Source organism: Variovorax boronicumulans (genome assembly GCF_040544675.1).
In the GTDB taxonomy this organism is placed as follows: domain Bacteria; phylum Pseudomonadota; class Gammaproteobacteria; order Burkholderiales; family Burkholderiaceae_C; genus Variovorax; species Variovorax boronicumulans_D.
The window spans coordinates 15014-27334 of sequence record NZ_JBEPKK010000010.1 but is presented as its reverse complement, the minus strand read 5'-3'; the positions used below and the strand labels follow the sequence as shown (position 1 = coordinate 27334).

Here is a 12321-nt window from a genome sequence, read left to right as displayed (position 1 = left end):
TCAGCCCAAGAGGCCCTTGACCTTGTCGAGCGCCGCGTTGGCGCACTGCTCGTCCAGGTGGCCGCCCGGTGCACCGCCCACGCCCACGGCGCCGATCACTTCATTGCCCGACTTCACCGGCACGCCGCCGCCCAGCAGGAGGAAGCCCGGCAGGTACACGAGGTTGGCCGCGCCCGCATTCTTCTGCGCGCCTTCCATCATGGCCTGCGTCGCGTTCTTCGCCGATGCCGAGGTCCAGGCCTTGCGCTCGCTGGAGGCCAGCGTGTGCGGGCCGGCGTTGTCGGCACGCTGCACGGCGCGCACGGTGCCGGCGCGGTCGACCACGGTGGCCGCCACGTTGTAGCCGTTGGCGGCGCAGGCGGCCACGGCTTCGGCCGCGATCTGGTTGGCCAGTGCGAGCGAGATGTTCTTTTCGGTGCGCACGGCGGGCGCCGGCGTTTGGGCTTGAACGGCCGATGCGGCGAGCAGGACGGCGAGGCAAAGGGTGGAACGCATTTCTTGTTTCTCCAGTGGATGCAGGGTAATTGCGCCGGCCAGCACTGTTGTTGCCGACGGCTGCGCCACTTTAGAAAAAGCCGTGCGCCGCGACCATTCGTACGGCTACGCCCGGCGCTCCGTAGAACTACGGAGCGAGGGGTTTCAGTCTTGCGGCGCCACCAGCACCGCGTAGCACCGGATCAGCTGCGCGAGCGAATCGCAGCCGAGCTTGGCGAACAGGTTGGCGCGGTGCGTCTCCACCGTGCGCGGCGACAGCGCCAGCGTGCGGGCGATCTCCTTGTTGGTGAGACCCTGCACGATGAAGGCCAGCACCTCGCGTTCGCGCTCGGACAGTTGCGCCACGCGCTCGCGCGCCGCGTGGTCGGCCTGCGAACGTTCGCGCGTGCGCACATGCTGGCGCACCGCCTGCTGCAGCGCTTCGAGCAGTTGCTCGTCGTCCACGGGCTTCTCCAGAAACTCCGCCGCGCCGGCCTTGAAGGCGCGGCGGCACATCTCGACCGTGCCGTGGCCGGTCAGCATGATCACGGGCTGGTCGACGCCCTGGGCCATCAGCCTGTCGAGCACGGTGAGCCCGCTGATGCCGGGCATGCGCACGTCCAACACGATGGCGCCGACGCTCGCGCGGTCGAAGCCGTCGATGAAAGCCTGCGGATCGGCCCAGCTCTGTTCGCGCAGGCCGACGGTGCCGATCAGCAGGGAGAGGCTTTCGCGCACGGCCTGGTCGTCGTCGATCAGGTGGACCAGCGGTGACTGGGGTTGATGGGTGACCGAGGTGTTCATGTCGATGGCACCACCAGCGGCAGCAGCAAGGTGAATCGCGCACCGCGCGGCGTCGCATTGGCTGCACTCAGGCTGCCGCCCATGCCGCTTGCCAGCGTTTCGCTCAGGCTCAGGCCCAAGCCCAGCCCGCCTTCGCGCGTGCTGAAGAAGGGCTCGAAGAGACGCGGCATCGCATCGGGCGAGATGCCGCGTCCGTTGTCGGTCACGGTCAGCACGCCCTCCTGCCCATTGCGCCCGACCGACACCACGAGCCGGCGTTCGGCGGCGGGCACCAGGTCCAGCGCCTGCAATGCATTCATCAGCAGGTTGTGCACGATCTGCTCCAGCGCCACGGCTTCGGCCTGCACACGCACCGGCGCCTGCGCGGCGGCATCGAACTGGGCGGCAACCCCGCGCTGCGCGAATTCGGGCGCCAGCAGATGCATCGCGCTGCGCACCACCTCCTGCAGCACCAGCGGCTTCACATCGCCGCCGGCCTCGGGCCGTTCGATCACGCGGCGCAACCGGCCCACCACATCGGCCGCGCGGCGGGCCTGCACCACGGCCTGCCCCATCGCGTCGCGCGCGGTGGCCAGATCGGGCGGGTCGTCGTCGAGCAGGCGTCGCGCGGCCTGGGCATTCGCGAGCACGGCCGTCAGCGGCTGGTTGAGTTCATGCGCCAGGCCTGCGGACAACTCACCCAGCGCATTGAGCCGCGCGACCTGCCCGAGCCGCAGCAGCTCCTCGGCGCGGCGACGCGCAATGCGTTGACGTTGGGCCGCCCACAAGCCGCCCAGCAGCAGCGCCACGGCGACGGCCCAGCCCGCAATGCTGCGCCACGGCAGCTCGCCCCAGCCCACCTGGCGTTCGGCCACCAGCTCGAAGGGCTGGCTCGGCGAGGCAAGCGCCTTGCGCAGCTCGAAGCGCCAGCCGTTCGCGGCCGGCACGCCCGGCTGCAGCACCAGTTGCTGCCCGTCCCGCTGCAGGCTCACGCGCACCGGGCTGCGCTGCGGGTTCATCGGCCAGTCGCGCCACGGCACGGAGCCGGCCAGGTCGATGTCGAGTGCGTAGCTGAACGGTGTGGCGCCCATCACGAGCTGGTAGCGGCCTTGCGCAAGATTGAGCGATGCAAGGTCCGCCCGGTGCTGGCTGCGCGAGCGTGCCTCGGCGGCGACCAGGGCGCCGGGCGGCTTTTCGTCCGGCCATGCCTCGTCGCGCGCACGGCGCTGCACCTTCAGGATGGACGCGTAGACCGAAGGAAGACGCTGCTCCGGCTGCCCTGCATCGGCACCGGGCTCCAGCAGCGCGAGCGTGGCCAGGACCGCGTCGTACTGCACCACCTGCTGGCTCATGAGGCGGTGCGCAATGCGCGCGTCGGTTTCGAAGTCCTGGTGCAACTGCGCGAGCTCGGCGCGCGCCAGCCACACGGCGCCCACGGCCGTGAGGGCCAGCCATGCCAGCCACCAGCCACCCTGCGAACGCAACCACTGTTTCATGGCGCGGATTGTGCCCGCCGCTGCGAGGCGACCCGGTGTTGGCCGAGAATGCGGCCCCAGCATGAGCGAAGTACAGGACTCCCTTTTTCCCGATCTTCCGCGCCCGCAAGAGGTGCTCGCGGCCCCGCCGCCGCCAGAGGCCGAGGCGCCCGCGAAGAAGAAGTCGCGCGGCGCTACCGTGGCGCCGATGCCTGCCGATCCGGCACTTGTAGCGCTCGCTTCGGCGCTCTCACCCAACCTGCGGCTGGGCACCTCCTCCTGGAGCTACCCCGGCTGGGCCAACCTCGTGTGGGACGGCGAATACGCCGAGACCGTGCTCTCGAAGAGCGGCCTCTCTGCCCTGGCACAGCACCCGCTGTTCCGCACCGTGAGCCTGGACCGCAACTTCTACCGCGCCCTCACCGCGAGCCAGTACGCCCGCTATGCAGCGATGGTGCCCGCCGACTTCCGCTTCGTGGTGAAGGCGCCGAGCCTCGTGACCGATGCCACCGTGCGCGACGAAAGCGGCCGCGGCACGCAGGTCAACCCGGTGTTCCTCAACAGCGAGATTGCGATCCAGGAGTTCGTGCAGCCCGCGCTCGAAGGCCTGGGCGACCGCATCGGCGCGCTGGTATTCCAGCTGAGCCCGATCCCCTCGCAACTGCTGGCCGACCAGCCCGCATTGCTCGCGCGCATCGGCGACATGCTCGAAGCACTGCCCGGCCTGAAGCAGGCGGCGCCCGACGCCGTCATCGCCGTCGAGGTGCGCGACCCGCAACTGCTCTGCCCCGCTTTCGCCGACATGCTGCGCAGCGTGGGCGCGACCTTCTGCATGGGCCTGCACGCCAAGATGCCGCCGATCGAAGACCAGTTGCCGATGCTGCGCGCGCTGTGGCCCGGGCCGCTGGTGTGCCGCTGGAACCTGCACCGCCGCCACGGCCGCTTCGGGTACGAAGATGCGGAAAAGCTCTACGGCCCGTTCGACAAGATCGTCGATCCTGATCCCGAGACACGCGCGGCGTTGGTCAAGGTGATTGCCGGCACCACGCGCGCGGGCCAGAACGCCTTCGTCACAGTGAGCAACAACGCCGAAGGGTGTGCGCCGCTGACCATCGCCTCGCTCGCGCGGGACATCGTCGATCTGGAACTGCGCAAGGGGTAGACAGGAAATCCTATTCACGTAGCATGCCCCGCCCCTCACCACAGAAACACCGGTTATGAGCTCCCTGTCACTGCTTCGCACCCTCTTCAACTATCGCGCCTGGGCCAACGACGAACTGCTGGAAAAGATGGAGGTCTTCGACCCGGAGCGACACCAGGACGCGCGGCACAACGCCATCCGCCTCATGAACCACTGCCACGTGGTCGACCAGATCTTCGCCGCACACCTCACCGGCACACCGCACGGCTTTGCCGCCAGCAACACGCCGGACACGCCCTCACTGCAGGACCTGCGCGCAGCCGTTGCGACCCTGGACCGCTGGTATCTCGGCTACCTGGAAACCGTGACGCCGGAACAACTGGCCGACTCCGTGCCCTTCAGCTTCACCGACGGCGACAAGGGCCGCATGACGCGCGAGGAGATGCTGACCCATGTGGTCACCCACGGCGGCTACCACCGTGGCGAGGTCGGGCGGCTCATGAGGCAACATGCCATCGGCCTGCCCCGGGACACCTTTGCGGCGTACTTGCACAGCACTGATCCCTCGCGCCGGCTGCAAGCTGCTCAGCCTCAGGCCGCGTAGACCTCAGGCCTTGTCGCCTTTGGCGACTGCCGTCATCTCCAGCTCGACGCTCGCGTTCTTGGGCAACTGGTAGACCCCAACCGCCGTGCGCACATGCACGCCAGCATCGCCGAACACGCGGTGCAGAAGATCGGAAGCCGCATCGGCCACCTCGCTTTGTTGCGTGAAATCGGCGGTGCACTGGACGAATACGCCCACGCGCAACACCTTCTCCACGCCGTCGAGCGACCCGAGTTCGCGGCGCAGCAGCGTGAGGCAGCGCAGCGCGCAGATCTGCGCTCCTTCGCGGGCCTTCTCGAGCGACACCGCATCGCCCACGCGCGGCACCTGCCCGCTGGTGTAGATCGTGTGGCCGTCGCGCACGATGGGCACGTAGTGCCCGCCCGCAAGCATCTCGCCGGCAAAGCTGTGGCCCAGCTCGGCGGCAATCTGATCGGCAATCTGGTCTCGGCTTGGCGCTGTCGTCATATGTGTTCCATGAAACGGAGCGCGATTTTCGCCAACGCTGCGCGTGAAAAACAGATACAGATCGCCTCGCTCGCATACGGAACAGATCGCCGGCTACACCTCGAACGCCAGGAACACCCGACCGCCTTCGATCTTCACTGGATAGCTGCGCAGGTCTTCGGTGAGCGGCGCGCACATCGCCTTGCCCGTGCGCACGTCGAAGCGGCCTTGGTGCAGCGGGCATTCAATCTCATGGCCTTCGAGGAATCCGTCGCACAGCCGCGCATGCCCGTGCGTGCAGATGTTGTCGGTCGCGTGGATGCCGTCCTCGGTGCCGTAGAGGGCGACGTCGCGGCCCTGCACCTCGATGCCGACCACGTCGTCGGCGGGAACGTCATCGACCGCCGCAGCGTCGATCCATGTCATCGCGCTCATGTGTTTTTTCCTTCGCTCTTCAGTTGTCGGGCTCGAGGCCGGCGCGCTGGATCACCGGCTTCCAGCGGACCAGCTCTTCGCCCATGAACTTGGCCAGCGCCTCGGGAGTGCTGCCCACGGGATCGAAGTACGCGGTCTGCAGGCGCTTGAGCGTCTCGGGGTCTTTCAGCACCGCGGCAATCTCGCGGCTCATGCGCTGCACCACCTCGGGCGGCGTGCCCTTGGGCGCCATGTACGCGAACCACGGCACGGCCTGGATGTCGGGCAGGCCCGACTCGCGCAGCGTGGGCAACTCGGGCAGCAGGGCCGAGCGTTCGGCGGACGTCACGGCCAGTGCCTTGAGCCGGCCAGCCTTGGCCTGCGGCATCACGGTGACCGGCGGCAGGCAGGCGTACTGCACATCGCCCTGGATGATCGCGGTGACCGCCTGCCCCGACGACGCATACGGGATGTGCACCGCGAACGACTGGGTCTTGAGCTTGATGAGCTCCACGCCCAGGTGCGAGATCGAGCCGTTGCCCGTCGAGGCGAAGTTGAACTTGCCCGGGTTCTGCTTCATCGCCGCGAGCCAGCCCTTGACCGAATCGACGTTCATCGAATTCGAGACCGCGCACACATTGGGCGTGGTCGCCGCGAGCGACACCGGCACCAGGTCCTTGAACGGGTCGTATGGCAGGTTCTTGTAGAGCACCGTGTTGTAGACCAGCGGCGCATTCACCGAGAGCAGGAAGGTGTAGCCATCGGGCTGCGACTTGCTCGCCTGGTCGGTGCCGGTGTTGCCGCCCGCGCCGGGCTTGTTGTCGACGATGAGCGGCTGGCCGATGCGCGCCGCGAGCTTGTCGTTGACGATGCGCGCGAGGATGTCGGGCGAGGAGCCGGCTGCGAACGGCACGACGATGCGCACGGGGCGCTGCGGCCAGTCCTGCGCATGCGCGCCGGCCGCCAATGCCAGGGTGGCGAGAACGATGGCGCGCTTCATGGCTTCGCCTCCACATCGACCATGCCTTGATGGTCTCCCTGTTCGCGCGCGATGAAGCCGGCGATGAGCGCGCGGTAGGCCGCCTCGACCACTTCGGGATAGGCGCCCTCCTTCTCGGCCAGTGCCCTCACCTTGTCGATCACCTCCTGCTGGCGCTGCGGCGCCGACACCTGGAAGGCATCGCGCTTGAAGCGCGCCGCGTCCTTCACGTAGCGGCCGCGCTCGGCCAGCAGCGCGACGATCTGGCGGTCGAGCCGGTCGATGTTCTCGCGCACCTCGGCGAGGTCGTTGCACAGTGGCTGGTACGCCGGATCGGTGAAGCGGCGCAGGGGCGCGCCGTGTGTCTCGGGTTCTTTTTGCATGTTCGCTGTCTCTCGTTGCTCAATGATCTGTTCAAGGAATACCGCGGAACCGGCTTTGCCGGGCCGCTGGTATTGCCCCCGGCAGGGGGTTGGAGGCCACACGAAGTGGGCAAGCCTGGGGGTGAGCCTTATATCGGATAAATGATGGAGTTCGGGATCATTTCGCTGTCGAAGACGCAGAGGCGCGAGGCGAACTTCAGGCCTTCTGGGGTAGGTACTACTTTGTCGATGTAGCGGCCGACGTTGAACACGGTCGAGGGGTCGTCGAGCTTGGTGCGGAACACCGCGTAATTGGCTTCGCTGTGAATCGCGCCGTCGTCATCGACCGCGTGCACCACCGGCAACCCGACCACGTGCCGCTGGTAGTACGGGTCGTGGAACAGCGTCTCCTGAATGCCATAGACGCGGTCTTCCAGCATGCCTCGGCTCTCGAACGACAGCGTGGCCAGCGGCAGGTTGCGCTCGTGGTTCTCCCGCGGTTGAAGGCGATAGCTGCATTCTTCGATGAAGAACGCGGGCCACAAGTCCCACTTGCCTGAATCGACCGCATGCGCGTAGGCCGCGTAGAGCCCGGCCAGTTCGAGATAGACGTCGGCATCGAGTTTCTTCGTCATGCGGCCTCCATCACTTCGCGCCAGTAGCGGTACATGCCGCGAATCAGCGTCTCGGTCACCATGTGGTCGGTGTTCTCCACCTCACGGCCGCCCAGCTCGGCGAGCGTGCGGTGATAGGGCTTCTGCTCGAAGCCCTCTTGCGAAAACTCGATCACCTCACCGTCGTCGGCCGAGACGAAGCCCGCCGGCCCGAACAGGTTGGCCTGCCGCAGGCGGCGCTGCGTCATCTCTTCGGTGTCGTCCTCGAAGCCGAAATGCGTCCACACGAAATCGAAGGCGTCGTGACCCACCGGCTGGATGTGCCGGGTCGACACGCTGTTGACCTGCTGCTGCAGGATCAGGCTCGGAAACAGCGTCATCATCACCGCCGTCGGACCGCCCCACCAGGGCTCGGGCACGATGTCCAGGAAGCGCGGGTCCTTGAGCTGCATGCTCTCCTTGAAGCTGGACACCTGCGTCACCTGCGCGGCCTTGCCCGCATTGCCGCGTGTGGAGATCATGGCGGCGTGGCGGCCGCGTTCGTCCATCTTGAGCTCCGATTTGTTGTCCGCGCGCCAGAGCCCGAAGGTCACGAACCAGGTGTGCAAGAGGCCGGGGTGGTACGGGTCCTTGATGTTCTCCTGCATCAGCTTCCAGTTGCCCGGAATGCGCTGGCGGCTGTAGCCGAGGATGGTGAGCTTGCGCCCGTCGAACAGGCGGTCGAAGTAGTGAAGGATGTCGGGGCCGAGAAAGTCTTCGAACGATTCGATCTCATGGTCGAACGACGCGAACACCACGCCGCCGCGCGAGGCCACCTTGAGCTTGTTGAGCCCGTTCTCCTCGGTCTTGAAGTCCGCCGGCATGCCGCCGTGGACCTTTCCGTCCTGCTTCACGCCGCGGCGGAACGGCACGCCCTGCAGGTCGCCCTTGAGCGTGTAGTTCCACTGGTGGTAGGGGCAGACGAATTCCTTCTTGTTGCCATGGCGCTCGCGGCAGAACTGCATGCCGCGGTGCGCGCAGACGTTCTCGAACACATGGAGCACGCCCGCTTCGTCGCGCGAGAGGATCACCGAGCGTTCGCCGATGGCCGTGCGCTTGAAATCGCCCGGGTTCGGGACCTCGGCTTCGAGGCCGACATAGCACCAGTGCTTTTCGTAGAAGAAGCGCTGCAGTTCCTTCTTGTGCAGCGCCTCGTCGGTGTAGGCCATGAAGGGGATGCGGCTGGTCTTGTCGCTCTCCCACTGCAGTTCGATGGGGAACACGGGTTGCGTGGTCATCGTGGGTCTCCTTTTTCTTTCTGTCTGTCTGTTCTTCAGGTGCCTTGAAGGTAGAAGGCATCGGCATGGGTCTGCTCGGGCGCGAGGCCGCGGGCGCGCACAAGCTGCGTCACCGCCTCGACCATCGGCGGCGAGCCGCAGAGGTAAGCGCGCCAGCCGTCGAGGCTGCCGGGCCAGTCGGCGCGGATGGCATCGGTGATGAGGCCCAGGCGCTGGCCCTCACGCGCGGGGCCGGTGACGACGACCACATGCACCTTCAGGCCCGGGTGCTGCGCCTGCAGTTCGCGCAGCTCGCTAAGGCCGTACACGTCGGCATCGGAGCGCACGCCCAGGTAGAGATGGATCGGCTGCATCAGCCCCGCCGCGATGGCGCCGCGCATGATCGAAAGAATGGGCGCCAGCCCGGTGCCGCCCGCCGCGCAGAGCATCGGCCCGCGGTGCTTCGTGCGCAGGTATGCGGTGCCCAGCGGCCCGCTCACCCGCACCGAATCGCCGACGCGCAGCTGCTCGAAGATGTGCGCCGTGACCCGTCCGCCCGGGACCTTGCGCACGTGGAAGTCAAGCTCCGCATCGCGACTGAGGCCAGCCATCGAATAGGGTCGCGCAAGGTCGGGCGCGAACTGCAACTGCGCATACTGCCCCGGCGAGAACTCCAGCGGCTTGTTGGGCTTGAGCCGCAGCCGCCGGATGTCGTGCGTGAGCACGTCAATGCCCGTGACGGTCGCCTTCAGGATGCGCGCCGGATGCACCACCACCTCGTCGGGCTCGGGGATCTCGATGGTGCAGCTTTCGGTCAGCGTGCTCTGGCAGGCCAGCACATAGCGCTCGCCCTGCCCGTCGGGCCGGATCGCGTCCTGCCCCGAGTCGAGCACCTGGCCCGAAACCACCTTGCAGCGGCAGGTACCGCAGCGCCCCGACATGCAGCTGTACGACACCGGCACATGGTGCTCGCGCAGCACCTCGAGCAGGTTCGCGCCGGGGCGGACCTCGAGGGTGCGGGCAAGCGGGTGAATGTGCAGGTCCATCGTGGGGCTCTCGCTTTTCTTTGACGCCGACGTCGGGGCCGGCTTGTCTCTGGAGCGGATGATGCGCGGCCCCTGCAGATTGACCAATAGAATCTGGTGAATCGACTCCATCACGGATATGAATAAAGGTCCGGCATGCAACTCAAGGACATCGACCTCAACCTGCTGCTGGTGTTCGACCGCATGCTGGCCGAGAAACGCGTCTCGGCGGTGGCCGAATCGCTGGGGCTCTCGCAGCCCGCCATCAGCAACGCGCTGGCCCGGTTGCGCAAGCTGCTGGGCGACGAGCTCTTCCTGCGCACCGCGCGCGGCATGGAGCCCACGCCCTTCGCGCTGCAGCTGGCCGAGCCGGTCGCCTATGCGATGGGCGCGCTGCACACGGCGCTCAACCAGCAGGTGGTGTTCGACCCCGCCACGAGCACGCGCAGTTTCACGCTGGCGATGACCGACATCGGCGAGATCTACTTCACGCCCAAGCTGATGGAGGCGCTGTCGCTCGCCGCACCGGGCGTGACCATCAGCACGCTGCGCAACAACACCGCGACCAACCTGCGCGACGAATTGGAGGCCGGTCATGTGGACATCGCCATCGGCCTGCTGCCGCAGCTGAAGGCGGGCGTCTTCCAGCGCCGGCTGTTCCTGCAGCGCTATGTGTGCCTGTTCTCAGGCACGCATCCGCTCGCGCGCAAGCGCAGCGTGTCGCTCAAGGATTTCAGCGCGGCGGACCATGTGCTGGTGCAGGCCGCCGGCACAGGCCATGGCAAGGCCGACGACGTGATGGCCGCGCAGGGCATCCACCGGCGCATTCGCCTGAAAGTGCCGCACTTCGTGGCGATCGGGCACATCCTGCGTTCGAGCGAGATGATCGCCACCGTCCCGGAGCGGCTCGCGCAGAGCATCGCCGAGCCTTTCGGGCTGGTGTGGCGGCCTCACCCGGTGGCGCTGCCGCAGATTGCGATCAACCTGTTCTGGCACGCGAAGGTGCACCGCGATCCGGGGAATCAGTGGTTGCGGGGGGTGCTGTTCGACGGCTTTGCGGACAAGGGCTGACTGCCCGGCATTTCCGAGCGGCGCTATCGGCGGCTCGCTCATGCGGGCCACCGCCCAAGCACTTCGTGAACGCCCTCACCGACGTGGCTGTCGATGAGCGCGAAGGAGCCCGCGGTCCAGCGCACCGGTTCGATGGCGTGCTTCTCGACCTTGCGCTGCGTGTACGCGAGGGTCATGTGCGGCGTGAAGCTGCGCTCGGGCTTGAAGCCCGCATCGGCGAGTGCTTCGCCCAGGCGCTGCCTGAACTCGGCCAACGCGGCAACACCTTCTTCGCCGCACAGTACGAAAGCCTTGGCATTGGCATAGGTCATGGCCTGCTCGAAGACGACGTCGAACGACGGTGGTGTCAGGGTCGCGGCGGCTTCGAATGCCGCCTGCACCTTCTTGCGCGGCACCGTCTCGTAGCCACCGAGATCGTGCAGCGTGACGTGCAGGCGAGGCGCAGCGACCGGCGTTGCTTTCAGCGAATGCTGGCCGTCGAATTGCGCGCCGAGCGCGGCAATGGATGCGGCATCTTGTGCACTTGGAAAGATCGCAAGGAAAAGCGTGTGCGGCAGCCGCTCCTTGCGGCGTGCCTTGGTTCGAGGCCGCGGCAGGGGCCGCGGCGGAGGGTCGATTCCGGGGAGAAGAAGCTGTTCTGGCATGCGTCGATCATCCGGTATCGAAAGCCGTGCCGCCTGTCGTGAAGCGGCGGATGATCGGAATGCGTCAGCTACGCATCGAGGGGAGCCGACAGCCTCGACAGGGCTGCCGCACGGCAGACATCCAGAATCTCATCGGCGAGGGGCGAGTCGTCAGGACAGGCCCGCGACAGCACCAGGGCGCCGACCAACTGCGCCATCATGACGTGGCCGGAACGGTCCTGTGGGTCGGCGCTCGCGTTCGCAACTTCAAGCCCGGTGATGAGGTCTATGCACGCCCTGACGACGATCGCATCGGCACCTTCGCCGAACTGATTGCCGTCAAGGAATCGTCGGTGGCGCCGAAGCCCGGGAATCTCAGCATGGTCGAGGCTGCATCCCTGCCTCTGGCGGCCCTGACGGCCTGGCAGACGCTGGTCGAAACCGCCAGGCTGAAAAGGGGGCAGAAGGTGCTGATCCACGCCGGCTCCGGCGGCGTCGGCAGCCTCGCCATCCAGCTCGCCAAGCATCTCGGCGCGTTCGTGGCCACAACCACGAGCACGGCCAACATCGCCTGGATGAAGGCCTTGGGCGCGGACCTCGTCATCGACTACAAGCAGCAGGACTTCGCCACGGTGCTTCGCGGCTACGACGCGGTGCTGAACAGCCTCGGCAGCGACGAGTTGAACAAATCCATTCAAGTTCTCAAGCCGGGCGGACATCTCATCTCCATCTCGGGTCCGCCCACGCCGGCGTTCGCCGCCGCGCGAGGACTGGCCTGGCCGCTCCGGCAGGTGCTGCGCCTGCTGAGTTTCGGCATCAGGAAGAAGGCCAGGAAGATCGGGGGCGAATACTCGTTCGTCTTCATGCGGGCCGATGGGGCGCAGTTGCGCGAGATCACCGCCCTCGTCGAATCAGGCGCAATCCGCCCGGTTGTCGACAAGGTATTCCCGTTTCAGGACACCCACAAAGCCCTGGCCTACGTCGAGAGCGGGCGCGCCAAGGGCAAGGTCGTGGTGCAAATGAGGTAGCTGACGAGCTCGCCGCTGGTTGCAA

General features: G+C 67.0%; 15 protein-coding genes. 4 read left to right on the top strand and 11 right to left on the bottom strand.

What is annotated here, in order from left to right:
• The 3 genes from ABIC90_RS17955 to ABIC90_RS17945 all read right to left on the bottom strand — a co-directional run bounded on the left by ABIC90_RS17955 (position 1) and on the right by ABIC90_RS17945 (position 2753).
• Positions 1-495 (bottom strand): GlcG/HbpS family heme-binding protein, encoded by a 495-nt coding sequence (locus ABIC90_RS17955; RefSeq protein ID WP_354356316.1) that lies wholly within the window; start codon positions 493-495, stop codon positions 1-3.
• 144 nt (positions 496-639) lie between these two features.
• Positions 640-1278, bottom strand: a complete 639-nt coding sequence (locus ABIC90_RS17950; RefSeq protein ID WP_354356314.1) for a response regulator transcription factor — start codon at positions 1276-1278, stop codon at positions 640-642.
• The gene (locus tag ABIC90_RS17945; RefSeq protein WP_354356312.1) at positions 1275-2753 is read right to left on the bottom strand and encodes a sensor histidine kinase; all 1479 of its coding nucleotides are present in this window, start codon (positions 2751-2753) and stop codon (positions 1275-1277) included. Before ABIC90_RS17945 ends, ABIC90_RS17950 begins: the two co-directional genes overlap by 4 nt.
• A gap of 61 nt (positions 2754-2814) precedes the next feature.
• Here ABIC90_RS17945 and ABIC90_RS17940 point away from each other — a divergent pair, with 61 nt between their 5' ends.
• Together ABIC90_RS17940 and ABIC90_RS17935 are read left to right on the top strand one after the other, a co-directional pair.
• On the top strand, positions 2815-3894 hold the full coding sequence (locus ABIC90_RS17940; RefSeq protein WP_354356310.1) for a DUF72 domain-containing protein: 1080 nt from the start codon (positions 2815-2817) through the stop codon (positions 3892-3894).
• A 55-nt stretch (positions 3895-3949) separates the two neighbouring features.
• The gene (locus ABIC90_RS17935; RefSeq protein ID WP_354356308.1) at positions 3950-4477 is read left to right on the top strand and encodes a DinB family protein; all 528 of its coding nucleotides are present in this window, start codon (positions 3950-3952) and stop codon (positions 4475-4477) included.
• A 3-nt stretch (positions 4478-4480) separates the two neighbouring features.
• Here the strand turns inward: ABIC90_RS17935 and ABIC90_RS17930 are convergent, their stop codons facing one another.
• The 7 genes from ABIC90_RS17930 to ABIC90_RS17900 all read right to left on the bottom strand — a co-directional run bounded on the left by ABIC90_RS17930 (position 4481) and on the right by ABIC90_RS17900 (position 9595).
• Entirely contained in the window at positions 4481-4945 is a 465-nt protein-coding gene (locus ABIC90_RS17930; protein WP_354356306.1) for a RidA family protein, read from the bottom strand.
• Between the two features lie 93 nt (positions 4946-5038).
• Positions 5039-5359 (bottom strand): non-heme iron oxygenase ferredoxin subunit, encoded by a 321-nt coding sequence (locus tag ABIC90_RS17925; RefSeq protein WP_354356304.1) that lies wholly within the window; start codon positions 5357-5359, stop codon positions 5039-5041.
• Between the two features lie 19 nt (positions 5360-5378).
• Positions 5379-6338 (bottom strand): Bug family tripartite tricarboxylate transporter substrate binding protein, encoded by a 960-nt coding sequence (locus tag ABIC90_RS17920; RefSeq protein ID WP_354356302.1) that lies wholly within the window; start codon positions 6336-6338, stop codon positions 5379-5381.
• On the bottom strand, positions 6335-6700 hold the full coding sequence (locus ABIC90_RS17915; protein ID WP_354356300.1) for a chorismate mutase: 366 nt from the start codon (positions 6698-6700) through the stop codon (positions 6335-6337). Before ABIC90_RS17915 ends, ABIC90_RS17920 begins: the two co-directional genes overlap by 4 nt.
• Positions 6701-6828: 128 nt before the next feature.
• Positions 6829-7314 (bottom strand): aromatic-ring-hydroxylating dioxygenase subunit beta, encoded by a 486-nt coding sequence (locus tag ABIC90_RS17910; protein WP_354356298.1) that lies wholly within the window; start codon positions 7312-7314, stop codon positions 6829-6831.
• Positions 7311-8570, bottom strand: coding sequence for an aromatic ring-hydroxylating dioxygenase subunit alpha (locus ABIC90_RS17905; RefSeq protein ID WP_354356296.1), 1260 nt, complete (start codon positions 8568-8570; stop codon positions 7311-7313). Before ABIC90_RS17905 ends, ABIC90_RS17910 begins: the two co-directional genes overlap by 4 nt.
• A 35-nt stretch (positions 8571-8605) precedes the next feature.
• A complete protein-coding gene (locus tag ABIC90_RS17900; protein WP_354356294.1) occupies positions 8606-9595 on the bottom strand; it encodes a 2Fe-2S iron-sulfur cluster-binding protein in 990 nt (329 codons plus the stop codon).
• Positions 9596-9730: 135 nt separating this feature from the next.
• Between ABIC90_RS17900 and ABIC90_RS17895 the strand changes: the two genes are divergently transcribed.
• Positions 9731-10645, top strand: a complete 915-nt coding sequence (locus ABIC90_RS17895; RefSeq protein WP_354356292.1) for a LysR family transcriptional regulator — start codon at positions 9731-9733, stop codon at positions 10643-10645.
• Positions 10646-10683: 38 nt separating this feature from the next.
• Here ABIC90_RS17895 and ABIC90_RS17890 read toward each other — a convergent pair whose 3' ends face one another.
• Positions 10684-11289, bottom strand: a complete 606-nt coding sequence (locus ABIC90_RS17890; RefSeq protein WP_354356290.1) for a 2'-5' RNA ligase family protein — start codon at positions 11287-11289, stop codon at positions 10684-10686.
• A gap of 59 nt (positions 11290-11348) precedes the next feature.
• Between ABIC90_RS17890 and ABIC90_RS17885 the strand changes: the two genes are divergently transcribed.
• Positions 11349-12296 carry an NADP-dependent oxidoreductase gene (locus ABIC90_RS17885; RefSeq protein WP_354356288.1) on the top strand — a complete coding sequence of 316 codons (948 nt, stop codon included), beginning with the start codon at positions 11349-11351 and terminating at the stop codon, positions 12294-12296.
• Positions 12297-12321 lie beyond the last annotated feature (25 nt).